Raw genomic sequence first — 23,600 nt, 5'->3', positions numbered from 1 at the left:
CGTCCGGGGTGCCCGACCGGAGACCACATCCTTCGAAGGATCACTCATGTCCAGTTCACTCGTGTCTTCCGCCGGGTACCGGCGCCTCACGCGCGCTGCCTTCGCCGGCGTCGTGGCGCTCGGGCTCGCGTCCTGCTCCTCCGGTTCCTCCGGCGGGCTCGCGCTCGATGATGCTGTGCCCGATCAGGTTCCGGAAGGAACCTCGCTCAGCGTGTCGATCAAGACCACCCGGCTGCAGCTCGAGGCGACCGACAAGATCGCCGATCTCCCGTTCACCGTGTCGGACTGGCCGGACGTCAGCGCCGGTCCCGACGTGATCCAGGCCTTCCGCGGCAACGCGGTCGATCTGGCCACCAACGCCGCGATCCCGCCGATCCAGGCGCACGCCACGGGGCTCGACGCGAAGATCGTCGCGGTCCGGGAGAAGGAACAGCCGCAGTACGTGCTGGCCACCGCCCCCGGCTCGGACATCGCGGCACTGCCGGACCTGCGGGGCAAGAAGATCGCGTTCTCGCCCGGGCAGGCACAGGGCGTGGTGATCCTGCGAACGCTGAAGGCGCAGGGCCTGACCACGAAAGACGTCCAACTCGTCGAGCTGCCCAGCCCGCAGTTCCTCACCGCGTTGCAGTCGAAGCAGGTGGACGTCGCGCCGCTGTCGGAGCCGACGGTGACGAAGTACCTGAACCAGTACGGACCGGACGGAGCGAAGGCGTTGCAGACCGACGCCGTGGACGCGCTCACCGTGCTCTGGGCGCCGGTGGAGGTCCTGCAGGATCCGGCCAAGGCGGCGGCGATCAAGGCGTTCATTCCGTTCTGGGCGCGCGGGGAGATCTGGGCGTGGGAGAACCAGGACGCGTGGATCCAGAAGTACTACGTGGAGAGCGAACAGGTGTCGGCCGAGGACGGCAAGCGCATCGTCGCCTCCGTCGGGCAGCGACCGTCGTACCCGGCCAACTGGGACGCGGCCGTCGAGTGGACGCAGGACACCGTCCAATTGCTTTCCGACGCCGGCTACTTCAGTGAGTTCGACGCCAACGAGCTGTTCGACCGCCGATTCGAAACCGTCGCCGCCGACGCCGTGCCGGCCGAGTACCGAGGCGGTGTGCAGCGATGACCAGTATTCTCTCCGCGCCCGCAGCCGTGCCGGCGCGCACGACCGCCGCCGGTGTCGACCGGTCCGGGTCCGGTGCCGCCGAGCGGCCGATCCGGCGACTCGGCCTGCGCAAGGGTTTCCCGTTCTCCCGGCTGGCCGGGGTGCTGCTCCTCCTCGCGGTGTGGGCGGTGGGCAGCCTGGCGGGCCTCATCGACCCGCGAAAGCTGTCCGCGCCGTGGACGGTGGTCACCACGGCCGTCGACCTGATCTCCACCGGCATCCTGCAGGAGCACATCGCCGCGTCGTTGAGCCGCGCCGCCGTCGGGTTCGCGTTCGGTGTGGTGATCGGGACGGCCCTCGCCGTCGTCGCCGGACTGACACGTTCCGGTGACGCCCTGATCGACGGGCCGATCCAGCTCAAACGGGCCATCCCGACGCTCGGCCTGATCCCGCTGCTGATCCTCTGGCTCGGCATCGGCGAGACGTTCAAGATCGTGATCATCGCGCTCGGCGTCGTCGTCCACATGTACATCCAGACCCACAACTCGCTGACGTCGATCGACAACCGGTACGTCGAACTCGCCGAGGTCCTCGGGCTGTCCCGGGCCACGTTCATCCGCAAAGTGGTGCTGCCGGGTGCGATGCCGGGATTCTTTCTCGGACTGCGCCTCTCGGTGACCGGTGCCTGGCTCACTCTCATCGTCGTCGAGGGCATCAACGCGGTGACCGGTCTGGGGAAGATGATGTACAACGCCCAGAACTACGGACAGTCCGACGTGATTCTCGTGGGGCTCGCCGTCTACGGCATCTTCGGTCTGCTGTCCGACGCCGTCCTCCGCTACATCGAAAGGCGGTCGCTGTCATGGCGCAAGACGCTCGCCGGTTAGAACCCGCCGCCGTGCAGGTGCGGTCCCTCGTCCGCGGATTCGGCGACAAGACCGTCCTCGACCACCTGGACCTCGACATTCCCGAAGGCCAGTTCGTGGCCCTGCTCGGCAAGAGCGGGTCCGGCAAGAGCACACTGCTGCGCGCGCTCGCAGGCCTCGACTACAACGTCGAGGGCCGCGGCGGAACGCTCACCGTGCCCGCGGAAGTGTCGGTGGCGTTCCAGGACTCACGGCTGCTGCCGTGGCTGCGGGTGCTGGACAACGTGACGCTCGGGCTGGGCCGCACCGGCACGAGCCGGGGCGCCTCCGCACTCGCGGAGGTGGGGCTCGCCGGCCGCGAGAAGGCCTGGCCCAGTGAATTGTCCGGCGGCGAACAACAGCGGGTGGCGCTGGCGCGGGCGCTGGTCCGCGAGCCCCAGCTGTTCCTCGCCGACGAGCCGTTCGGCGCCCTCGACGCGCTGACCCGGATCAAGATGCACGCGCTGCTGCAGGAGTTGATCCGCCGGCACCGCCCCACCGTCCTGCTCGTCACCCACGACGTCGACGAGGCGATCGCGCTCGCCGACCGGGTGCTCGTTCTCGACCGCGGGCAGATCGTCGTCGACGAGATCGTCGACATTCCGAGGCCGAGAGCGCTCGGCGACAGCAAGTTCCACGAGTTTCGCAATACGCTGCTCGGCGCCCTCGGCGTCGAGGTAGCGGCACAGTGAGGAGTTACACCATGAGTTCGTCACCCCAGCGCCGGCTGCATCTCAACGCATTCCTGATGGCGATCGGACACCACGAGGCGGCCTGGCGCCTGCCCGAGAGCGACCCGAACGCCAACCTCGACATCAAGCACTACATCTCGCTGGCGCAGACCGCCGAACGCGGAAAGTTCGACTCGGTGTTCCTCGCCGACAGCCCGGTGCTGTTCAGCAACCCGGAACGCAGGCCGAGCGGCAAGCTGGAGCCGACCATCATCCTCACCGCGGTCTCCGCGGCCACCGAGAAGATCGGCCTGATCGCGACCGCGTCGACCAGTTACAACGAGCCGTACAACCTGGCGCGGCGGTTCGCGTCCCTCGACTTCGTCAGCGGCGGCCGCGCCGGCTGGAACATCGTCACCACGGCAGGCGCCGACGCGGCGCAGAACTTCGGCCTCGACGACACGCCCGCCCACCGCAGCCGGTACGAGCGGGCCGCGGAGTTCGTGGACGTCTCCACCAAGTTGTGGGACAGCTGGGAGGACGACGCCATCGTCGCGGACAAGGACGTCGCGATCCACGCCGACTCCGCCAAGGTGCACGTCATCGAACACGAGGGCCGGTTCTTCAAGGTGCGGGGACCGCTCAACGTGCCGCGGTCGCCGCAGGGATACCCGCTGCTCGTGCAGGCGGGATCGTCGGAGGACGGAAAGGATTTCGCCGCCCGCTACTCGGAGGCGATCTTCACCGCCCAGCCCACCCTGGACGAGGGGAAGGCGTTCTACGCCGACGTCAAGGACCGCGTCGCCGCAGTGGGACGGGACCCGGAGCAGGTGCTGATCCTGCCCGGCATCGTGCCGGTCATCGCGGACACCGAGGAGGAGGCCCTCGAACTCGAAGCCGAACTGGAGCGGCTGATCTCGCCGGAGTACGCCCGCAAGCAGCTGGCGGCGCGGTTCAATCTCGAACCCGAGCAGCTCCCGCTCGACGAGGAACTGCCCGACGACCTGCCGTCCGAGGACGAGATCGAGGGCGCGAAGAGCCGGTACACGCTGATCGTGGACCTCGCCCGCCGGGAGAAGCTCACCGTCAGGCAGCTGATCGGGCGACTCGGTGGCGGTCGTGGGCACCGCACGTTCGCGGGCACCCCGGTCCAGGTGGCCGACACGATCGAGCACTGGTTCCGCAACGGCGCCGCCGACGGGTTCAACATCATGCCCGCCGTCCTGCCGTCCGGGCTGGAGAAGTTCGTCGACTCGGTGGTCCCGATCCTGCAGGAACGCGGACTGTTCCGCACCGACTACACCGAGACCACGCTGCGTGGGCACTACGGCCTGCCGCGGCCCGCGAATCAGTTTGCGGTCGAGAAGGATTCCACGCTGGTGTCTGCACAGTGACGACGGGAGCTCCGGAGAACACCGGCTGGCTGCGGTACCTGTTCGGTTACTGTCTGCGCCAGCGCCGCAATCTGGTTCTCGCGTACGGGGCGGCGGCGGTCGCGGCCGCGGCCACCGCCACCATCCCGCTGGCCGTCCGGCACGTGATCGACAACGCCGCCATCGACACGAATCATGCACTGGCACCGTGGATCGCGGTGCTCGTCGCCCTCGCGGCGATCCGCTTCGCCGCCGCCTACACGCGGCGGTACCGGTCCGGGCAGCTGTCCCTCGGCGTGCAGTACGATCTGCGCGGCGACGCCTTCCGATCACTGCTGCGCCTGGACGGCGTCAAACAGGACGGGCTGCAGACGGGGCAGGTGGTGAGCCGGTCGATTTCGGACATCACGCTGATCCAGATGCTCCTGCAGTTGCTGCCGCACATGGCGGGGAACCTGCTGATGTTCGCGATCTCGCTGGGCGTGATGGCCGTGCTGTCGCCGATCCTCACCCTCGTCGCCCTCGCCGTGCTGCCCGCGCTGTGGTTCATCTCCCTGCGCAGCCGCGTCGACCTGTTCCCCGCCAACTGGCATGCGCAGGAACAGGCGGCCGTCGTGGCAGGTGGTGTGGAAGCCGCCGTCACCGGGGTGCGCGTCGTCAAGGGATTCGGCCAGGAGGGCCGCGAACTCGAAGACCTCGAGAAGCGGGCGGGTGAGCTGTTCCGGTCCCGGCTGCGCGTCGCGCGGCTCACCAGTCGGTACAACCCTGCGCTGCAGGCGGTCCCGATGCTCGGACAGGCCCTGGTGCTCGCCCTCGGCGGGTGGCTGGCGCTGCACGGCACGCTGTCGCTGGGCACGTTCGTCGCGTTCACCACGTACCTGGCGGCGTTCGCGTCGCCCGTCCGTCAACTCGCGACCCTGCTGACTGTGAGCCAGCAGGGGCGCGCGAGCGTCGAACGAGTCCGCGAGGTGATCGACAACGCGCCGGCCGTCACCACCGCGCCCGGCGCCGTGGACCTGCCGGACGGGCCGCTCGCGGTGGAATTCGACGACGTCGCCTTCGGCTACGGTCCGTCGAACCGGTTGCTCGACGGACTGTCGCTGCGAATCGCACCCGGCGAGACCGTGGCGGTGGTCGGTGCCGCCGGTTCGGGCAAATCGACTTTGGCCATGCTCGTTCCGAGGCTGTACGACGTCGACGCGGGTGCGGTCACCGTCGGGGGGATCGACACCCGCAGGCTGTCGCTCGAATCGCTGCGCTCCGCGCTCGGCGTCGTCTTCGAGGACAGCTACCTGATGTCCGAGACCATTCGCGCGAACGTCTCGTACGGCAGGCCGGACGTCGACGAGGCGACGGTGCGGGAGGCGCTGCGCGTGGCGCAGGCGGAGGAATTCGTCGACGCGCTGCCGGACGGTCTCGAGACCGTCGTGGGGGAGCAGGGGGTGACGTTGTCGGGTGGTCAGCGGCAGCGCATCGCCCTCGCCCGGGCGCTGGTGACCGATCCGCGGATCCTGGTGCTCGACGACGCGACCTCGGCGGTCGACGCCCGCGTCGAGGCAGCCGTCCATCACGAACTGCGCGTCGCGACCCGGGAGCGGACCACGCTGATCATCGCGCACCGCCGGTCGACGCTCGCCCTGGCCGACCGTATCGCCGTGCTGGCGGACGGCCGCATCGTCGACGTGGGGACGAGCGCCGAACTCGACGAACGCTGCCCGCTGTTCCGCGCACTGCTGTCGAGTGCGGACGACGTCGCCGCCCCGGACACGTCGCCGCCGCAACCGGTCGTCGACGGTGTCACTGCCGAACTGTGGCGCCGAGAGGACGGTGACGAGGCGTCCGGGGTGTTCGACGCCAGGGCCGCAGCGGCTTTCGCGACCGCGGCGGCCGGTGCCAGCGGACCGTCCCGCGGCGGCGCGGCAGGCGGAATCCTGTCGTCGGCACCGCCCGGACCCGACGTGATGGCCCGGCTCGACGACCTGCCGCCGCTCACCGGAGACCCGGACATCGCCGCCGACGAGGCCCGGGCCGCCGACCCCGCGTTCGGACTCGGCTCGCTGCTGCGGCCGCTCCTGCTGCCGCTGGTCGCGGGACTGGTGCTGGTCGGATTGGACGCCGTCGCGCAGATCGCGGTGCCGGTCCTGGTCCGTACCGGCGTGGATCGGGGAGTGCTGCAGGGCGCCCGCGACCTGCTGCTGCTCGCGGCGGCCGCGACCGTGGTCGTGGTGCTGCTCGACTGGGCCGTCAACGTCGCGCAGACCCGGGTGACGGGACGTACCGGCGAGCGGCTCCTGTACACGTTGCGGGTCAAGACGTTCGCGCAACTGCAGCGGCTCGGTTTGCAGTACTACGAGCGGGAACTCGCCGGCCGGATCATGACCCGCATGACCACCGACGTCGACAGCCTGTCCAACTTCCTGCAGACGGGTCTGGCCACCGCGGTCGTCAGCGGGCTGACCATCTCCGGTGTGCTGGTGGCACTGCTGGTGATCGACGCGGAACTGGCCCTCGTGCTGGTACTCGTGGTGCCCGTCCTCGTCGCGGCCACCGTCGTGTTCCGTCGGAAGTCGGTGCCCGCCTACGCCGAGGCCCGCGACCGCGTCGGAATCGTCAACGCCTACCTGCAGGAGAACGTGACGAACATCCGCGTCACACAGGCATTTCGGCGCGAGGACTACAACGCGGCCCAGTTCGCCCGGCGGGCCTGGGACTTCCGGGAGTCGCGGCTCCGGGCCCAGCGGTACATGGCGCTGTACTTCCCGTTCGTCGAATTCCTGTCCGTGGTGGCGACCGGTCTGGTGCTCGCCGCGGGGACCGCGCGGATCCATGCCGGAACCCTCACCGTCGGCACACTGATCGCGTTCGTGCTGTACGTCGAACTGTTCTTCGCTCCCGTGCAACAACTTTCGCAGGTGTTCGACGGCTACCAGCAGGCGGTCATCGGGCTCGGACGGCTGCGGGGACTGATGCGGACGCCGACCACCACACCGCAGGCCGGAGATCCGATCGTCCTCGACCGAATCAGCGGCGGCATCGTGTTCGACGACGTCCACTTCGCGTACGAATCCGGCAAGGGCGAGGCGCTGCGAGGGGTGGAGCTTCACATCGAACCGGGCGAGACGGTCGCCCTCGTCGGCCAGACCGGCGCGGGAAAGTCGACGGTGCTCAAGTTGCTCGCCCGCTTCTACGACCCCACCGAGGGGACGGTGCGCGTCGACGGCATCGACACCCGCGCCCTGGACCTCGCGTCGTTCCGGCAGCGACTCGGCGTCGTCCCGCAGGAGCCGCACCTGTTCGGCGCCACCGTCCGCGACGCCGTCGCCTACGGGCGCCCCGACGCGACGGACGCCGAGGTCGAGGCAGCCAGCAGGGCCGTCGGCGCTCACGACATGGTGTCCGGGCTGACCCTCGGATACCTGCAACCGATCGGAGAACACGGGCGCAACCTGTCGGCCGGGCAGCGACAGTTGCTGGCACTGGCCCGCGCCGAACTGGTCGACCCCGACATCCTGCTGCTGGACGAGGCCACCGCCTCATTGGACCTGGCCACCGAGGACCGGGTCCGCCGCGCGACCGAGAACCTGTCCCGGCGGCGCACCACCGTCGTCGTGGCGCACCGGCTGAGCACCGCCGCGCGAGCCGACCGGGTGGTGGTCCTCGACGGCGGCCGCGTCGCGGAAATCGGAACGCACGACGAGCTGCTGGACCGGGGCGGCGTCTACCGGGAACTCTGGGACGCCTATGCGGCTTCGCCACCCGTGAGTACTTATTAACCGCGGGACGTTGATAAGTACTCACGGGGCCGAAGGCCTAAGCGCCGATCGACGCCTTCATCATCGGCAGCATGGCCCACAGCTGGTCCTGCCAGTAGCCCCAGCTGTGGGTCCCCTGCGCCGGGAAGTCGTAGTGCGCGGGGATGCCGAGGGTGTCGAGCCGCACCTGGAACGCACGGTTCTGGGCCAGGGCGATGGCCTCGAGGCCCATGCCGGTTCCGACGTTGAACACGTCGATCGCGGACTGCGGCTGATCGTGCGGTCCGGGGAGGCCTGCCCCCGCCGAAATCCACATCGGAAGCCCGCGCATCAGGGGGGCGGCGACGAACGGATCGTTACGAAGCCACGCCGGATCCCACGGCGGACCCCACATGCAGTCGGCGTTGTAACCACCGGAGTCGAGCATCGCGATACGGATCGCCTCACGCATGCCCGGCGCCGACAGGTTCAGATACCCGGACATCGACCCGGCGAACGTGAACTGGTCGCGGTGGTAGGCGGCGAGGATCAACGCCGCGTTGCCACCCATCGACAGTCCGGCGATGGCGTTGCTGGTGCGGCTGATGCCGTAATTGTTCGCCAGGAAGTCGGGCAGGTTCTGGGTGAGGAACGACTCCCACTTGTACGTGTACGGCTGGTTGTTGGTGTTGCTGGGCGCGTACCAGTCCGTGTAGAAACTGGACTGGCCGCCGACCGGTTCGACCACGGTGATCCCGTGATCGGACAGCCACGCGGCGTTGGTCTCGTGCTCCCACCCGCTGACGTCGTTGGTCGCGCGGAGTCCGTCGAGGAGGTAGACGGCCTTGTTGCTGCCGTTGTTCGCGAGCCACATGCGGATCTTGATCTGCCCGACCCCGCCGGGTGCGTCGACCCAGTGTTCACGCAGCCGGCTGTACGGGTCCGCGGACGCCGTCCCGCCGCCGACGAGGACGAACGCGAGGGGCAGGACCACCACCGCAATCATCAGCCGGACGACGCCTCGTAACCAACCGTGTAACGGCTTCGTTGCTGCGACACCCATGGTTCTGCCTCCTGGTAAGTCGTCCCCGGCCAGGTACATACCAGCAACACGGTATTGCGCGGCCCGGAATTCCTCGGCGTTTGCGCAGAATCGTTATCCGACCTGTGAGCACTTGTTAACGTCCCGCGGTTAACAAGTACTCACGGGTCAGTCGACGCGGGCCACCGACGTGATGCGGTGGAGAGTGAACCGGCGGACCGCGCCGCTCGCCGGGTCGAAGGCGTCGAGCTGGCCGCCGCCGACGCTGACGGGATCGACGATGCGGTGCGTCGCCACGCCCTGCGCGTCGACGTAACCGATCGTCACGCTGGAGCGTTCGCGCGCCGCGGCGTTGAGCAGGGCGATGGTCGCGGCGCTGCTGGCCCGCGACCCGTCGGACCGGATGCTGCCGGACCCTCGGGTGGAGGCGGCCAGGTCACCGGCGCGCAGGGTCCGGACGACCGCGTCGAGCTGGGCGTCCGTCGCGACGGCCGGGGTGCGGCTCGCGGGGGCTTTGCGCCGGGTCAGGACGCGGGCGCCGCGCGGGCGCAGGTCGACGAGGGCGCCGGACGAGTCCTCGCCTGCCGGCGCGAACCCGGCCGCCCGCAGTTCGCCGAGCACTTCCCGCAGCGGTGCCTGCGACACCGCCACCGTCGGCGCCAGCGCGCGCAGGGCCAGGGACGCCGCTACCGGTGACGCCAGGACCTCCGCGAGCAGCGTGGGGTCTTCGCAGCGGACGAACGACGCCGCGACACCGGCCCGGAGCCGGCCGTGCCGCCGCGCGACGTCGTCGATGAGATACGACAGCGACTGCGGGACCGGTGTGCGCGACCGGGTCGCGAAGAGACTGTGCAGTTCCGCCGCCGTCATCCCGACGTCGAGGGCGCGCCGGATGCTGTCCTCGCTGATCCGGTACATGGACGCCGCACCGGCGGACTCGATGTCCGCGACGAGGGTGACCTGCTCCAGCAGTTCCGGGGTCAGCGGTCCCGGTGCGACGACGGTGAGGTCGGCCTGCACGAGGACGTGGTCGACGGGTTCGGGCAGCGACGCGTGCATCTCGGCCTCGGCGTCACCGCCGTGGAGCAGCGCACGTCCGGGGGAGCTGAGCGCGCCGCGGGCGACGAGTCCGAGTGTCGCGGCCTCCTCGAGGGTGCGTTCCACCGCGTGGACGCGCAGCCGGGCACCCCAGCGGGGCCGGCGCCACGCCAGCAGGCGACTGACCTCGGCGGGGTCCGCCGAGTGCCCGGTGCCCAGTTCGGCCAGCAACCCCAGGATCGCCTGCCGGTCCCGCGGCGCGGACGGCGCGCGCACTTCCTCGGACAGCGCGGCGACCGGTTTGTCGTTGGCGTCGCGCATGCCGATGAACCACGCCATGCGCGGCAGTTCCAGCCACGCCGCGGCCAGCGCGTGCCACCGCCGGGCGACCGGGGAGGTGAGCCAGTTGTCGACCGCGGTGGTCGGGGCCCAGTAGTTCTCTCCGGTGTCGGACGTCGGGGCCGGGTCCGGGGTGCCGCTCGCGATCAGTCCCGCGGCCGACAGCAGTTCGACGAGCAAGCTCAGCCGGTTCTCGTCGATGCCGGACGTCTTGGCGATCCGCCGCAGTTCCCGGACCCCGAGACCACCCGCCCGCAGAGCCGGCGCCGGGATCTCGCCGAGCGCCTTGACGACGTCCTCGCAGTGGCGGACCAGTTCGATGGCCTCACCCGCGGCGGCCGCATTGATGTCGGCCGGTTTGTGCTTGCGGCCCGTCACGGTGGGCGCGGCCAGCGAGGTGGGGTCGAAGACGGCCTCGCCGCGCAGCACCTGCCGCACCTGGAACGGCAATTCGACGGTCTCGTCGTCGATCCACCGCAGCAGCCCGGCGGCGAGGAGCCGCTGAACGGGACGGTCGGGTGGGGTCCCGGGGGCCGCGTCCCGGGTGCGTCCGATCGAACTCGACTTCGCCAGTGTCTCGAGGATGTCCCGCTCGGCGGTCTGCAGCCCGGCCAGCGCCGCCGTGATGCCGGCCTCGTCGAGCGTCTCGACGGGTTCGGCGCTCCGCCCGACGCGCCACGGGATGGTGGCCACGACCGCGGGAACGATCCGCAGCGACGTCTTGTCACCCCAGACGATCCCGACGGACCGCAGGCCGTCCAGGGTGGCGTCGACGGTCTTCTTCGTCGCCCGCGACCGCACCGCGTCCTGCAGGGTGGCCCGGGGCACGGCCACCTCGTCGGCACGCTCGAGCGCCAGGAGTTCGAGGACACCGAAGTCCAGGGACGTCAGGTTGTCGGCCGCACGCGCGACCGACGCCCGTTGCTCGGCACGACCGGCGAGGACGACGATCGTGGCCGGCGGCGGGACCGCGAGATCGGGGCGCCTGCGGAGCAGATCCGTCAGTTCTGCGTCGCTGCGCGCGGCCAGCCAGTCCGCGAGCGTCGCGGCGCCGCGGGGGGAGACTGCGGTGCCGTTGGTGCTTGCGGTGGTGTCGTCGGTGTCGGTCATCGACTATCAGATTAGAGACCTGGGCTGTACGTCGCCGAATGCTCCTGTCAAAATGGCACCGTGGCTAACAATTCGAAGAAGCAGTATGTGGATCCAGGGTGGCCCGAAACCGCCGATGGAGATCACGCCGTGACCGAACTGTCGTCGACCCGTGCGGGCGGATTGTCCCCGTTCGGCGAGGACACCGAGTTTCCGTTGCCGGCGGAGTCGTTGCCGTACGCGCACCCGCACACGGTGATCAACCGCTGACCACGCGACAGAAGAGGGGCCCTGCACCGGATCGGTGCAGGGCCCCTCTTCTGTGAATTGCGGGGATTACTGCGCGAGCAGTCCCTTGTTCGCGTCGATGAGCTGCAGGATCTGGGGGTCGATCGCGATGCCCTGGGCCTTGACGGCCTCGATCGCGCTGTCGACGACGCCCGCGTACTGCGAGGTGCCGTTGGTGCTGGGGACGCCGCCCGTGAGGTCGGGGAGTGCCGGTGCCGCGGGGGCCTCGGGCACGGTGGCGGGGGCGTTGCGCTGGGTGGGTGCGCTGCTCAGGCCGAGGCTCGAGGAGCAGGACGGCCATGCGCCCCAGCCCTGGGAGTCGAGGACCTTCTCGGCGACGACGATCTGCTGTTCACGCGAGGCCTGGTTGGCGGTGGCTGCGTACTGGGTTCCACCGTGTGCGTTCCAGGTGCTCGGGGAGAACTGGAGTCCGCCCTGGAAGCCGTTTCCGGTGTTGATGCCCCAGTTGCCGCCGGACTCGCACTGCGCGAGGCGGTCCCAGTCGGAGTCGGGTGCCGCGTTCGCGGTGCCCGAGAAGGCTGCTCCGGCGACACCCATGATGGCGCCGGTGACGGCGACCTTGGCGACGGTGCGGCCGGTGGTGGTGGGCTTGCGATGGCGTCCGCTCATGATGGTAGAGATCCTCTCCACACGCGCCTGCGAGGTCAGCTGTCGGGTTCGGGCTGAGAGGTCGCCCGGCCTCGCCTCTCCTGGCTGGAGAGGGTCTGGCTTCACCCCAAGATCCGACTGTGCGAGGCACATTCGGACCGGTGTCCGTCTGGAAACTTGCGTTCCCTGGAGGACTTTGGGTCCCCCGTCCTCGTCCCTGGAATGCTTCGTCGGGACTCCGGTACCCGCGGGACGAGGTTTGGCGCGGCGGGCCGGACGTGGTCGATGTTTCATCGGCCGGTGACGACGGTAACGGGCCGAGGCCGCAGTGTCACCATTTGATAACGCGGTGTGTCTTCGCCTGTTGCGGGGCCTCATTGGGCGCGCCGGGACTCTTCCCAGCTAGTAGCGACGGGACGCGCGTATCGCCGTCCCGTTGTCCTTCCGTTATCGGGCCGTTATGTGAGTAAGCTCACATCACCGCGGTGCATCGACGATGTCCTTGCCGAGGGGCATCAGCGAGATGGGAATCATCTTGATGTTCGCGACGGCGAGGGGAATCCCGATGATCGTGATCGCCATGGCGACGGCCGTGACGACGTGCCCGATCGCGAGCCACAGACCTGCGATGATGAACCAGATGACATTGCCGATCACCGAGGCGACCCCGGCCGTCGGCTTGTCGATCACGGTCTTCCCGAACGGCCACAGCGCGTAGACGCCGACCCGGAACGACGCGATGCCGAACGGGATCGTGATGATCAGGATGCAGCACAGGATTCCGGCGACGAAGTACCCCAGCGCCAGCCACAGACCGCCGAAGATCAGCCAGATGATGTTGAGCAGAATTCTCATGATCGTCCCCTCGGTGGTTGGGAATGCCCCGGTGGTCGGGTGGGTCAGCGCGAGCGTCTGCCCTGCCTCAGTGCCGCGACGATTCCGAGGAGGAACCCGATCGGGCAGGCGAGGGCGATGAGGTAGAGAACGAGACCCGGTTCGGAATCGGAGACCACCGGGGTCAGGAAGATCGCCACGATCGCGACGAAACCGATCGCGAAGAGGGCGAGCGCGACCCGCAGGAGTCCGTCGCCCCTCCGGGGTGTCTGAGGAGTGCTCGAAGGAGTCGATTCGTGGGCCACACCAGCAACGATAGTGCCTGGAAACCCGAATGCCGGAGGGGGTCCGTGCAAGGTAGACTGTGGGCACTGCGCGTCCCGCACCAGAGGTGGGGCGCGCTGTTTTGCATACCAAGTGCAACCAATACCAAGTGCAACCAACTGCACTCCAAGTGATGAGCGGGTGAACGCGGTGCCGACCGGCAAGGTGAAGTGGTACGACGTCGAAAAGGGCTTCGGCTTTCTGTCGCAGGAGGAGGGGGAGGACGTCTATGTGCGTTCGTCCGCTCTTCCCGAGGGCGTCGAGGGCCTCAAGGCCGGTCAGCGTGTCGAGTTCGGCATGGCCGCCGGTCGACGCGGACCCCAGGCGCTGAGCCTGAAGGTCCTCGACCCGGCGCCGTCGCTGCGTCAGAACGGCGCCCGCAAGGAGCCGTCCGCCAAGAAGCACACGCCGGACGAACTGCACGGCATGGTCGAGGACATGATCACGCTGCTCGAGGCGAAGGTCCAGCCCGACCTGCGCAAGGGCAAGTACCCCGACCGCAAGACCGCCCAGCGCATCTCCGAGGTGGTCCGCGCCGTCGCACGCGAACTCGACAGCTGATTCGTCCGACGAGAAGGGCCCCGCGCTGTGACAGCGCGGGGCCCTTCTTCGTGGGCGGGTCGTTCTAGGCGGTCTTGATCGACCAGGCGGCCCGGGCCTGGGTGAGGCCCTGCTCGTCGATGACGGCGGACGGCAGCTGGATCTCGACGCCGGCCAGTTGCAGTTCTTCCGAGGACGGCACGGTCACGGCGCGGGTCTCACCGGCGCGGTGCACCTGTTCCTGGACGAGGACCTGACCCGAAGGATCCTGGTAGACGACGAGCATGCGCCACGGGGCGTCGACGATCTCCGGCGGCAACGACAGCTGCAGCGAGGAGCCGGGGGGCACGTCGAGTTCGGCGAGGTCGCCGGTCTCGCAGTCCTCGAGATACAGGTTGCAGTAGCCGAGCGGGGCGACCTGCTCGGCCCGGTCGTGCGCGAAGGCCGTGATCTCGGGCAGGCGGGGCGAGGAATTGCGGACCAGTGTGTAGACGACTCCGACGAAGGCCACCAGGACCACTATCAGGCCCACTGCGATCAGTGCGAGGATCTTCTTGGTTCGCGCCTGCATTCTCACTTACTTCACATTTCCTGTCGATCGGTCGGCCCGGTGGGTCGAGTGGTGCTCGGTCACTTCTTGTTCGGCCAGGTCGGGGCGTTTTCCTCCGAGCCCGGGCAGGAGGGTGCTGCCGCGGTACGTGAGGATGGTCTGGACGAGCCCGACGGTCATCACGGCGGAGACTACCGAGAACCCGATCCAGTATTCGGTGGGCAGCAGCACGCCCAGAGCCCCGCCCACGACCCAGCTCAGCTGTAGAACGGTCTCCGACCGCCCGAATCCGGACGCGATCGACTCCTCGGGCAGGTCGTGCTGCAGCGACGCGTCCAGCGACACCTTGGCGAGGGCGCTGGCGGCCGATGCGACGAGCGTGGCGAGGGCGGCGGTCAGGAGATTGTCGGTGATCGCGGCGAGGACGGCGATGATCCACACTGCGCCCGTGCAGCGCAGCACGATGAGGGCGGGGCGGCCCAGCTTGATCCGGGCGCCCGCGGCGTTGCCCGCGAAGTTGCCGATGCCGGCGGCCGCGCCGACCAAGCCGAGCATGGCGGCCTGGACCAGCGGTTCGTGGTCGGTCTTCGATTTCGCGACGAACGCGATGTACAGGGTGAGGAACCCGGTGAGCACACGGATGGTGCTGTTGCCCCACAACCCGGTGATGACCGCGCGGCCCAGTGGTTGCCGACGTTTGCCGGTCTTCGCGGCGGCCGGGGCCTCGGGTTGCAGCACGCGGGTGCGTCCGATCACCTCGGTCGGGTGTTCGTCGCCGTGGTACGTGAGGGTGGCGGGAACCTCGCCTTCGGTGACCTCGACCCACGACGGGATCCGCATGCTGAGGTACGCGCCGAGGGCGGTGATGACGGCCGCCAGCCACAGCGCGCCGACGGAACCGGTGGCCATGGCGAGAGCACCCGCGAGGGCGCCCGCACCGATGGTTCCGCCGAGAAGCCCGAACACGGTGAGCCGGGAGTTGACGCGTACGAGGTCGATCTCCGGTGGCAGCACACGTGGGGTGACCGCACTCTTGAGCACCGAGAACGATTTGCTGAGCACCATCATTCCGAGCGCCGCCGGATACAGCACCCAGCTGTCGAAGTTGAAGACGAGCACGATCGCCAGCATCGTCCGGAGTCCGAACGACGTGGCCAGCGCGACGCGGCGGCCGTGCTGGAGGCGGTCGAGCATCGGACCGATCAGCGGAGCGATGACGGCGAACGGGGCGATCGTGATCAGCAGGTACAGCGCGACCTTCGTCTTGTCCTCGCCCGTCGCGGCCGAGAAGAACAGCGTGTTCGCCAGGGCGACGGCGATGGCCGCGTCGGTCGCGTTGTTGGCCATCACCGCGTAGGTGAGCGCGGTGAGCCCAGACTTGTCCGCACCGTCCGCCTTGGCGGCCCGGTGGAACGTCGCGATGCCCTTGTTGGTGAGTTCCCGGCTGCGCATCGCCGCCACCCGGGTGACGGTGAGCTTGCGCGGCATCGGCGGCGCCTTGGGGGCGTCCGCCCGCTCCTCGTCGGACCGGGGACGCTGCCCGCCGCCGACCGGATGCAGGGGCGGCAGCGGCGTGCGCCGGCCGCCGGGGCGTGCCGCGGGCGGGTATTTGTCGTAGCCGGGATGAACGGGGGGCCCGGGATTCTCGTCAGGAGCCCGACCGCCGTCAGGCTCGTTGGGTTCGCGCGGTCCGGTCACTCCCTAATTCTGTCCTAGTCGGGAGACATGCGACCACAGCAACCCCGGCCAATGCTGGTCAGATCGGCCTGTCAGGGAACGAACCGCACCTCGAACATGGCCGGCCAGTACTTTCCGGTGACGAGGAACCGGTCCGTTCCCGGGATCTGGGCGATGCCGTTGAGGACGTCGACGTCCCGCGGGCCGGGCGGAAGCGCGTCGCGGACGGCGGAGGCGTCGATCTCCGCGGTGACCCGTCCGTCCGACGGATCGATGCGGACGAGGGTGTCGGTGGTCCAGACGTTCGCGTAGATCGCGCCGTCGTCCGCGCATTCGAGTTCGTTGAGCCGGGAGACGGGGTTTCCGTCCTGCATCGCCTGCACGGTGCGCCGGGGTTCGAACGTGACCGGGTCGCGGAACGTGAGGGTGGGTGAGCCGTCGCTCGTGACCAGGGCGCCGGGCAACGCGCAGATGCCCCACCCCTCGCCGTCGAACGGGACCCGCCGCTGTTCGGCGAGCGTCGCCCGATCGCGGACGACGGCGACCCCGTCACGCCACGTCAGCTGCCAGATCGTGTCGTCGCTCACCGTGATGCCCTCGCCGAACAGGGGAGACGGCAGTTCGGCGCGCGCCCGGACGGTGCCGCTGTCGAGGTCGGTGGCCTGCACCCAGGATTCGCCGGGGCGACCGGTGCCCTCGAGCAGTTCGGTGCCGTCGATCTCGAGGCCCTGGGTGAACGCATTCGGGTCGTGGTCGACGGTGCGGACGATCTCCGCGCGGAGATTCGTGCCCGCCGCGCCCGCCGCCACCGGACTCTGCGGGGAGCATGCGGTGACCATCCACGCCACCGCGAGCAGGGCTGGGACGAGGTGCCTCCGGCCGGTCATCGGACCAGCATGACAGCCCAGGTGGGCACGCACTTGCGGTGGTGCGGCAAACTGGTGGTGTGAGTGTTGCTTCTTCCGACGAGCGCGCAGTGGCGCGTCCCGTACTGACCGACGCCGTCGAGCTCGCCCGAACCGCATTGGTCCAACTGCAGGAAGGGGGAGTCGGCGACTATCTGGGCGTCACGTCCGAGGACGAGTGCGCCGCGACTCACCGTTTCGTTGCGGACCTTCCGGGCTACCGGGGCTGGCAGTGGGCGGTGGTGGTGGCCGCCGATCCCGAGTCGGACCGTGCCACCGTCAGCGAACTCGCCCTCCTCCCGGGACCCGATGCGCTGGTCGCACCCGAATGGATTCCGTGGGACCAGCGGATTCGGCCCGGTGACCTGTCCGCGGGCGATCTCCTGGCACCGCCTGCCGGTGACCCCCGCCTCGTCCCCGGCTACGTGGCGACGGGCGACCCCGAGATCGACGACGCCGCCCTCGAACTGGGCCTGGGCCGCAAGCAGACGATGAGCCTCGAGGGTCGCCTCGACGCCGCCCAGCGCTGGCACGACGGCGATTACGGCCCCGACTCGGAGATGGCCAAGGCCGCGCCGTCGACGTGCGGGCTGTGCGGTTTCTACCTCCCGCTCGCCGGGTCCCTGCACGGGGCGTTCGGCGTGTGCGGCAACGAGATGGCCGCCGACGGGCACGTCGTCGACGTCACGTACGGGTGCGGCGCCCACTCCGACACCCTGCTCCCCACGGGCGCCGGTTCGCCGCAGTACGACGCGTACGACGACGGCGCCGTCGAGGTCGTCGAGCGGGCCGCAACCGAGACGGAAGCTGCTGCCGAGGTCACCGACGCCGAGGAATCCGCATCGACCAGCTAGCCGATCCTTTCGGCACCGCCGCCCTGAGGGATTCGACGCTCCTCGCGTGGCGCACGTCCCCGACCCGCCTGCGGGAGGACGCCGCGGCCGAATCCGATCTGGCCCGCGCCGGCTACCGCGACCGGCTCCTCACCGAGCTGGCGCAGAACGCGGCCGACGCCGCGGCCCGCGCCGAAGTGCCCGGCGAGCTGTCCGTGCGCCTCGACGGACGCGTCCTGAGCGTGTCCAACACCGGCACACCGCTCGACGAGCCGGGAGTGCAGGCGCTGGTCGCGCTGCGGGCGTCGAACAAATCCGGGGCGACCGTCGGCCGCTACGGCGTCGGTTTCACGGCGGTGCTGTCGGTGAGTGACGAGGTCGAACTGCGGTCGACGTCCGGTTCCGTGCTGTTCTCGGCGGACCGCACGAGGTCGGAACTGCGGGATCTCGACGGCGCCGACCCTGGCGCGGGCGTGCCCGCCCTCCGGCTGGCGTGGCCCACCGAGACCCGCCCGGCCGCGGGTGCGGCGTCGGAAGTCGTGCTGACGCTGCGCGAGGACGTCGACGGCGAGTCGCTGCTCGCGTACATGGCGCGCGAGGCCCCCGACCTTCTGCTCGAGCTCCCGGCGCTCGTCTCGATCACCGTGGGCGACAAGCAGTTCCGCCGGCGTGAACGACCACTCGAGTCCGGGTTGACCGAGGTCGCGATCGGCGACGACCGCTGGTGGCAGTACGAGTCCGGGCGCGCACGCTGGCTCGTCCCGGTCCGGGACGGCGTCGTCGCACCCGTCACCGAGGACGTGCTGCGCGCCCCCACCCGCTCGGACGAGGAACTGTCGGTACCCGCGATCCTCGTCGCGGACATCGCCATGCAACCCGACCGCAGGCGCATCCTGCCCGGCGCCGCGATCGCCGAGTTGGCCACCGGATACGCCGAGTTCGTGGCCGCGGTGCCGCCCGAACAGCGACTGTCGCTGGTTCCCGTCCCCGCGTTCGCACGCAGCGAGGTCGACTCGGCGCTGCGCGACCATCTCGTCGCCGAACTCCGCGAGCACCCCTGGCTGCCGACCGTCGACGGCAAGGACAAGGCCCCCGGCCGGGCGTCGGTGGTCCCCGGGCTCACCGACGAACTCGCCGAACTGCTCGCCGAGATCGTCGACGGCCTGGTCGTCCCGGATCTGTCCGGCCCCCGCTGGGCGCCTGCACTGGCCGCGGTCGACGCCCACCGCCTCGGCCTGGCCCGCCTCACCGAACTGCTCAGTGGCATCGAACGGGAACCGTCCTGGTGGCAGCGCCTGTACGCGGCGCTCGAACCGCTGGCGATTGACGCCCTCGCCGCGGAGGAACTGGCGTCGATCCCGGTGCCGCTGTCCGACGGCCGCACCGTGACCGGCCCGCGAACGGTGTTGCTGGGTCACGACATCGACGGAGTCCTGGGTGTCGACTGGACGAGGCTCGTCCACCCCGACGCCGCGCACCCGCTGCTGTCGAGGCTCGGCGCGAAGACCGCCACGGCCGTCGACCTGCTCTCGGATCCGGCGCTGCGCGCCGAGATCGAGGACCTCGACCCCGACGACGCGGCGGCAGCCGAAGAACTGTCGGTCGCGGTGCTCGATCTCGCGGGCCGCGTCGATCCCGGCGGTCTGCCGTCGTGGCTCGGTCTGCTGCCCCTGCCGGATATCGACGGGGAGTTGCGCGGGGCGGACGAATTGCTGTTGCCCGGTGCGCCACTCGCCGAGGTCCTGGTGGACGACTCGCCGTTCGCGTGCGTGGACTCCGCGTTCGCGGAACGGGTGGGGGAGGACGCCCTCCGCGCCGTTGGCGTCGGCTGGGGCTTCACCGTGCTGCGCGCCGAACTCCCCACCGGACCCGACCACGACCTCGACGACGAGGACCGCTGGTGGGACACGCTCGACGACGACCCCGACGTGCTCGGCGCGGTGCGCGACCTGGACCTGGTGGACGAGGACCGCTGGCCGCAGGCGCTGACGATGCTCGCCCGGGACCCGGCGACGCGTCCGCTGCTCGCCGACCGCGCCGGGTACACGGCCTGGTGGCTGCGGCACAACGCCGAACTGGACGGCCAGGTGCTCGGTCTGCTCCGCGACCCCGCCGACGAGACGTTCGCCGGTCTGCTCGACCCCGTCGAGCACCCGGAATCCGCCGTGTTCGCCGCCGCACTGGCCCCCGCGACGGTCGATTCACCGGAACTCGCGCAACTATTGCTGGACCGACTGGCCGATCCGGAGCGCGAACCGACGCCGGCGGTGACGGCGCGGACCCACAGCCTGCTGGCGACGGCCGCGGCCGGGCACCTCCTCGACCTCGAGGAACTTCACCTGCCCGAACACGTGCGCGGCCTGACGGGCACCCTGGTCGACCCCGCCGACGCGCTGGTGCTGGACGAACCGTGGCTGGCCGCCGCCGTGCCGCGCGAGCGCTTGGTGGTGGGGAGCCTGGACACCGCCGAGTCGCTCGCCGATCTGCTGGACGTCCCGCTCGCCTCCGCGGCGATCCGCGGCACCGTCACCGGATCCGGCCGGGAATCCACGTGGGATCGCGAACCCGCCGCGGTGCTCGCCTTCGCCGCACTCGGCCGCGACCTGCCCCGCGGGGGCGTTGTCGTCCATCCCCGGCTCACGGTCAAGCTCACGGGTGCCGTCGACTCCGAGATCGCGGTCCCGTGGTGGATGGACGAGCAGGGCACCACGCATTGCTCCGAGTCCTGGGCCGAGGGCACGTGGGGCGCCGCCGGTGTCGTTTGACCAGAGCATCCTCGACAGCGCGGTCGAGGAGCGCACACCCTGGCTGATCGACGTCGTGACCGTCATCACGCACAGCGGCGGAACGGTCGCAGCCTGGATCGTGTCCACCGTCCTGACGGTGGTCCTCCTGCTGCAGGACCGCCGGCGGGAAGCCGTGCTCGTCGCCGGCGCGATGCTGTCGGGTCTGGCCGTGATGACCGCGCTCAAGAATCTGTTCGAGCGGCAGCGCCCGCCACTGCCGGATCGGCTGGTGGAGATCTCGTCGTTCTCGTTTCCGTCCGGTCACGCCATGATGACCGCGATCCTCGCGAGCGTGGTCGTCGCCGTCGTCCTCCGGATCGTGCTGGTGCGGCACGTCCGGAGCACGCTCGTCTTCCTGCTGGTGCTGTACCCGCTGGCCGTGGGGCTGTCGCGCGTCTACCTGGGCGCGCACTGGATGACCGACGTCCTCGCCGGGTGGGCCTTCGGCGCGCTGTGGGCGGCGTTCTGGATCCTGCTGACCCGCACCCGGCCCCGCCGCGCCTAGGACAGATCGAGTCCCTGCTGTATCACTCGAGCAGGCCCTGCTGCGCCCCGCGGCTGCCGCGCCGCGCCGCCCGCCGCTGCAACGCGAACAATCCGTACCCGAGGAATCCGACGACGACACCGGCTATACACGTCGGAAGCGCATCCGACCACCGGTTGCCCGTGACGATCACCACGACCGTCGCGACCGCCCACAGAGTGGTGCCCAGTATCAGCGCAGGTCGCGGGTCGGCGAGGCGCTGAGTGAGGGGTCGGCGATCTGCGGTTTCGTTCACCGAATGAACGCTACCCTCGCCGTGGTGCCCTAATCTCCAAGGGCGACGCGCGACTTCTGGCGATGGGGACTGAACAATGGGTGCTGCTCCGAAACTGCTCGACAACTACTTCAAGATCACCGAGCGTGGTTCGACGGTAGGCGCGGAGATTCGCGGCGGCGTGGTGACGTTCGTCGCGATGGCGTACATCGTGGTGCTGAACCCGCTGATCCTCGGCAGCTTCTCCCCGGACGACGCCGTCGCCAAGACGGACGTCCTCGGCAACATCCTCCCCGTGAACCAGGTGGCCGCGGTCACAGCCCTGGTGGCGGGACTGATGAGCATCGTGTTCGGGGTCGTCGCGAACTACCCCTTCGCGATCGCGGCGGGCCTCGGCATCAACAGTCTCCTCGCCGTCACCATCGCGCCGCAGGTCACCTGGCCGGAGGCGATGGGTCTCGTCGTGATCGACGGTGTCATCATCGTCGTGTTGGCGCTCACCGGTTTCCGGACGGCCGTCTTCAATGCCATTCCCGCCGAGCTGAAATCCGCCATCGCCGCCGGTATCGGCATGTTCATCGCGTTCATCGGTCTCGTCGACGCCGGGTTCGTGCGGCGCATCCCCGACGTCGCGGGCACCACGGTCCCCGTCGGCCTGGGCATCAACGGATCGATCTCCTCCTGGCCGACCCTGACGTTCGTGTTCGGTGTGCTGCTGATGGGTGTCCTGGTGGTGCGCAAGGTGCGCGGCGGCCTGCTGATCGGCATCGTCGTCACCACCGTGCTGGCCGCGATCATCGAGGCCGTCGCCGGTGTCGGACCGTCGCTCGGCGTGAACCCCCACGGCTGGAACCTCAGCGTTCCGGCCGCTCCCGAAGTGCTGGCGGAACTTCCGGACCTCAGCCTCGTCGGCGACGTCAGCATCTTCGGGGCGTTCACGCGCATCGGCGTGCTCGCGGCCAGCCTGCTGGTGTTCACGCTCGTGCTCGCCAACTTCTTCGACGCCATGGGCACGATGACCGGGCTCGGCAAGGAGGCAGGCCTCACGGACGAGGACGGCAACCTGCCCAACATCGGACGGGCCCTCGTCGTCGAGGGCACCGGCGCGATCGTCGGCGGCGGGGCCTCCGCGTCGTCCAACACGGTCTTCGTGGAATCCGCTTCCGGTATCGCCGAGGGCGCCCGCACCGGACTCGCGAATGTGGTGACGGGACTGCTGTTCCTGGCCGCGATGTTCCTGACCCCGCTGTATTCGGTGGTGCCGATCGAGGCGGCCGCGCCCGCGCTGGTCGTGGTGGGCGCGATGATGATCGGCCAGGTCCGGGACATCGACTTCACGAAGTTCTCGATCGCGCTGCCCGCGTTCCTCACCATCATCGTCATGCCGTTCACGTACTCGATCGCCAACGGCATCGGCGTCGGATTCGTCTCGTGGGTCGTGCTCAATGCTGCGAGCGGTGGTATCAAGAAGATTCACCCGTTGATGTGGGTGGTGGCGCTTCTGTTCGTGGCCTACTTCGCGGTCGGTCCGATCACCGACGCAGTAACGTAAACGGCGGCCGATCGGTCCCGTATTGTCATTCCCGTGACCACGGATACGCGAGCACTCGCCAGCGACCTCTCCCTGGCTGTCGTGCGCCTCACGCGTCACCTGCGTGGGCGCCGCGTCGACGCCCAGGTATCGCTGACCCAGCTGTCGGCACTGGCCACCCTCGCCCGCGACGGCGCCATGACGCCGGGCAATCTCGCGGCGCGCGAGAAGGTGCAGCCGCCGTCGATGACCAGGGTCATCGCGTCGCTGGTCGAACTGGGACTGGTCGAGCGGGCACCGCATCCCACCGACGGACGCCAGATCATCGTCACGCTGTCGGACGCCGGTCACGCGCTGATCGCCGACGAGACCCACGCCCGCGAGGCGTGGATGAACGAGCGGCTGTCCGGGCTCGACGAGTCTCAGCTGAAGACCCTCCGCGACGCGGTCGGCATCATCACGTCCATCGTCGCCGACTCGGAGTGAACCGCCGCAACTGATCGGCAGCTGCCCAGTAGTGCAACGGCATTCGGCTCCCCGGAACCTGGGCCAGGTTTCCGTTTCCGCGAAGTCGCGGAGCAAATCATCTGCCGGAGAACGCAATCGGCACCTCCAGTCGCCCTGCCACCGAGGCGCGCACAGGGGCAGGTCGAAGGCATTCCGGTGACGGGAGCAAGATGGAAG

At 69.6% G+C, this 23,600-nt stretch carries 21 protein-coding genes and 1 riboswitch; of the genes, 12 read left to right on the top strand and 9 right to left on the bottom strand.

The window, feature by feature from the left end; genetic code table 11:
- The first annotated feature begins 46 nt into the window (after positions 1-46).
- The 5 genes from JWS13_RS17215 to JWS13_RS17195 are packed head-to-tail and all read left to right on the top strand — an operon-like array spanning position 47 to position 7,815.
- Positions 47-1,114 (top strand): PhnD/SsuA/transferrin family substrate-binding protein, encoded by a 1,068-nt coding sequence (locus tag JWS13_RS17215; protein ID WP_206006714.1) that lies wholly within the window; start codon positions 47-49, stop codon positions 1,112-1,114.
- Entirely contained in the window at positions 1,111-1,980 is an 870-nt protein-coding gene (locus tag JWS13_RS17210) for an ABC transporter permease (RefSeq protein ID WP_206006713.1), read from the top strand. Before JWS13_RS17215 ends, JWS13_RS17210 begins: the two co-directional genes overlap by 4 nt.
- On the top strand, positions 1,956-2,690 hold the full coding sequence (locus JWS13_RS17205) for an ABC transporter ATP-binding protein (RefSeq protein ID WP_206006712.1): 735 nt from the start codon (positions 1,956-1,958) through the stop codon (positions 2,688-2,690). The genes JWS13_RS17210 and JWS13_RS17205 overlap by 25 nt, the downstream gene beginning before the upstream one ends.
- A gap of 11 nt (positions 2,691-2,701) precedes the next feature.
- Positions 2,702-4,063, top strand: coding sequence for an LLM class flavin-dependent oxidoreductase (locus JWS13_RS17200; protein WP_206006711.1), 1,362 nt, complete (start codon positions 2,702-2,704; stop codon positions 4,061-4,063).
- Positions 4,060-7,815 carry an ABC transporter ATP-binding protein gene (locus tag JWS13_RS17195; protein WP_206006710.1) on the top strand — a complete coding sequence of 1,252 codons (3,756 nt, stop codon included), beginning with the start codon at positions 4,060-4,062 and terminating at the stop codon, positions 7,813-7,815. The genes JWS13_RS17200 and JWS13_RS17195 overlap by 4 nt, the downstream gene beginning before the upstream one ends.
- A gap of 37 nt (positions 7,816-7,852) precedes the next feature.
- Here JWS13_RS17195 and JWS13_RS17190 read toward each other — a convergent pair whose 3' ends face one another.
- Entirely contained in the window at positions 7,853-8,836 is a 984-nt protein-coding gene (locus tag JWS13_RS17190) for an alpha/beta hydrolase (protein ID WP_206006709.1), read from the bottom strand.
- Between the two features lie 147 nt (positions 8,837-8,983).
- Positions 8,984-11,302, bottom strand: coding sequence for a helicase-associated domain-containing protein (locus tag JWS13_RS17185; RefSeq protein WP_206006708.1), 2,319 nt, complete (start codon positions 11,300-11,302; stop codon positions 8,984-8,986).
- Positions 11,303-11,362: 60 nt separating this feature from the next.
- Here JWS13_RS17185 and JWS13_RS17180 point away from each other — a divergent pair, with 60 nt between their 5' ends.
- Positions 11,363-11,551: a hypothetical protein gene (locus JWS13_RS17180; protein ID WP_015888783.1), complete on the top strand. Its 189-nt coding sequence runs from the start codon at positions 11,363-11,365 to the stop codon at positions 11,549-11,551.
- Positions 11,552-11,617: 66 nt separating this feature from the next.
- Here the strand turns inward: JWS13_RS17180 and JWS13_RS17175 are convergent, their stop codons facing one another.
- The 3 genes from JWS13_RS17175 to JWS13_RS17165 all read right to left on the bottom strand — a co-directional run bounded on the left by JWS13_RS17175 (position 11,618) and on the right by JWS13_RS17165 (position 13,317).
- On the bottom strand, positions 11,618-12,199 hold the full coding sequence (locus tag JWS13_RS17175; RefSeq protein ID WP_087557610.1) for a transglycosylase family protein: 582 nt from the start codon (positions 12,197-12,199) through the stop codon (positions 11,618-11,620).
- Between the two features lie 8 nt (positions 12,200-12,207).
- Positions 12,208-12,421: riboswitch (cyclic di-AMP (ydaO/yuaA leader) on the bottom strand.
- A 234-nt stretch (positions 12,422-12,655) separates the two neighbouring features.
- Positions 12,656-13,033 carry a YccF domain-containing protein gene (locus tag JWS13_RS17170; protein WP_124392684.1) on the bottom strand — a complete coding sequence of 126 codons (378 nt, stop codon included), beginning with the start codon at positions 13,031-13,033 and terminating at the stop codon, positions 12,656-12,658.
- 44 nt (positions 13,034-13,077) lie between these two features.
- Positions 13,078-13,317 carry a hypothetical protein gene (locus tag JWS13_RS17165; protein ID WP_124392685.1) on the bottom strand — a complete coding sequence of 80 codons (240 nt, stop codon included), beginning with the start codon at positions 13,315-13,317 and terminating at the stop codon, positions 13,078-13,080.
- A gap of 169 nt (positions 13,318-13,486) precedes the next feature.
- Here JWS13_RS17165 and JWS13_RS17160 point away from each other — a divergent pair, with 169 nt between their 5' ends.
- Positions 13,487-13,897 (top strand): cold-shock protein, encoded by a 411-nt coding sequence (locus tag JWS13_RS17160; protein WP_087557839.1) that lies wholly within the window; start codon positions 13,487-13,489, stop codon positions 13,895-13,897.
- 64 nt (positions 13,898-13,961) lie between these two features.
- Here JWS13_RS17160 and JWS13_RS17155 read toward each other — a convergent pair whose 3' ends face one another.
- The 3 genes from JWS13_RS17155 to JWS13_RS17145 all read right to left on the bottom strand — a co-directional run bounded on the left by JWS13_RS17155 (position 13,962) and on the right by JWS13_RS17145 (position 16,990).
- Entirely contained in the window at positions 13,962-14,447 is a 486-nt protein-coding gene (locus JWS13_RS17155; RefSeq protein WP_206006707.1) for a DUF2771 domain-containing protein, read from the bottom strand.
- A gap of 6 nt (positions 14,448-14,453) precedes the next feature.
- Complete coding sequence (locus JWS13_RS17150) at positions 14,454-16,124, bottom strand: MFS transporter (protein ID WP_206006706.1); 1,671 nt, start codon at positions 16,122-16,124, stop codon at positions 14,454-14,456.
- Positions 16,125-16,195: 71 nt separating this feature from the next.
- Positions 16,196-16,990 (bottom strand): glutaminyl-peptide cyclotransferase, encoded by a 795-nt coding sequence (locus tag JWS13_RS17145; RefSeq protein WP_206006705.1) that lies wholly within the window; start codon positions 16,988-16,990, stop codon positions 16,196-16,198.
- Positions 16,991-17,028: 38 nt separating this feature from the next.
- Here JWS13_RS17145 and JWS13_RS17140 point away from each other — a divergent pair, with 38 nt between their 5' ends.
- From JWS13_RS17140 to JWS13_RS17130, 3 genes are all read left to right on the top strand, one after another.
- A complete protein-coding gene (locus JWS13_RS17140; protein ID WP_206006704.1) occupies positions 17,029-17,862 on the top strand; it encodes a DUF3027 domain-containing protein in 834 nt (277 codons plus the stop codon).
- Positions 17,863-18,038: 176 nt separating this feature from the next.
- Complete coding sequence (locus JWS13_RS17135) at positions 18,039-20,606, top strand: NACHT domain-containing protein (protein ID WP_206011639.1); 2,568 nt, start codon at positions 18,039-18,041, stop codon at positions 20,604-20,606.
- Positions 20,596-21,132: a phosphatase PAP2 family protein gene (locus JWS13_RS17130; RefSeq protein WP_206006703.1), complete on the top strand. Its 537-nt coding sequence runs from the start codon at positions 20,596-20,598 to the stop codon at positions 21,130-21,132. Before JWS13_RS17135 ends, JWS13_RS17130 begins: the two co-directional genes overlap by 11 nt.
- Positions 21,133-21,154: 22 nt before the next feature.
- On the opposite strand, the gene JWS13_RS17125 is transcribed toward JWS13_RS17130, so the two are convergent.
- Positions 21,155-21,406, bottom strand: a complete 252-nt coding sequence (locus JWS13_RS17125) for a DUF2530 domain-containing protein (RefSeq protein WP_206006702.1) — start codon at positions 21,404-21,406, stop codon at positions 21,155-21,157.
- Positions 21,407-21,482: 76 nt separating this feature from the next.
- Between JWS13_RS17125 and JWS13_RS17120 the strand changes: the two genes are divergently transcribed.
- Both JWS13_RS17120 and JWS13_RS17115 read left to right on the top strand, forming a co-directional pair.
- Complete coding sequence (locus JWS13_RS17120) at positions 21,483-22,937, top strand: NCS2 family permease (RefSeq protein ID WP_087557600.1); 1,455 nt, start codon at positions 21,483-21,485, stop codon at positions 22,935-22,937.
- 33 nt (positions 22,938-22,970) lie between these two features.
- Positions 22,971-23,402, top strand: coding sequence for an Rv0880 family HTH-type transcriptional regulator (locus JWS13_RS17115; protein ID WP_072944816.1), 432 nt, complete (start codon positions 22,971-22,973; stop codon positions 23,400-23,402).
- The last annotated feature ends 198 nt before the right edge of the window (positions 23,403-23,600 follow it).

This window comes from Rhodococcus pseudokoreensis (assembly GCF_017068395.1).
Lineage (GTDB): Bacteria > Actinomycetota > Actinomycetes > Mycobacteriales > Mycobacteriaceae > Rhodococcus_F > Rhodococcus_F pseudokoreensis.
Note: the sequence above shows the minus strand (reverse complement) of the source record. Positions and strands in the feature narration are given on the sequence as shown.

Bases quoted from the DNA above. Each gene is read 5' to 3' on its own strand.
- JWS13_RS17170 (WP_124392684.1), bottom strand. From the start codon at position 13,033: ATGAGAATTCTGCTCAACATCATCTGGCTGATCTTCGGCGGTCTGTGG.
- JWS13_RS17205 (WP_206006712.1), top strand. From the start codon at position 1,956: ATGGCGCAAGACGCTCGCCGGTTAGAACCCGCCGCCGTGCAGGTGCGG.
- JWS13_RS17155 (WP_206006707.1), bottom strand. From the start codon at position 14,447: ATGCAGGCGCGAACCAAGAAGATCCTCGCACTGATCGCAGTGGGCCTG.
- JWS13_RS17145 (WP_206006705.1), bottom strand. From the start codon at position 16,990: ATGACCGGCCGGAGGCACCTCGTCCCAGCCCTGCTCGCGGTGGCGTGG.
- JWS13_RS17200 (WP_206006711.1), top strand. From the start codon at position 2,702: ATGAGTTCGTCACCCCAGCGCCGGCTGCATCTCAACGCATTCCTGATG.
- JWS13_RS17120 (WP_087557600.1), top strand. From the start codon at position 21,483: ATGGGTGCTGCTCCGAAACTGCTCGACAACTACTTCAAGATCACCGAG.
- JWS13_RS17215 (WP_206006714.1), top strand. From the start codon at position 47: ATGTCCAGTTCACTCGTGTCTTCCGCCGGGTACCGGCGCCTCACGCGC.
- JWS13_RS17210 (WP_206006713.1), top strand. From the start codon at position 1,111: ATGACCAGTATTCTCTCCGCGCCCGCAGCCGTGCCGGCGCGCACGACC.
- JWS13_RS17190 (WP_206006709.1), bottom strand. From the start codon at position 8,836: ATGGGTGTCGCAGCAACGAAGCCGTTACACGGTTGGTTACGAGGCGTC.
- JWS13_RS17185 (WP_206006708.1), bottom strand. From the start codon at position 11,302: ATGACCGACACCGACGACACCACCGCAAGCACCAACGGCACCGCAGTC.
- JWS13_RS17175 (WP_087557610.1), bottom strand. From the start codon at position 12,199: ATGAGCGGACGCCATCGCAAGCCCACCACCACCGGCCGCACCGTCGCC.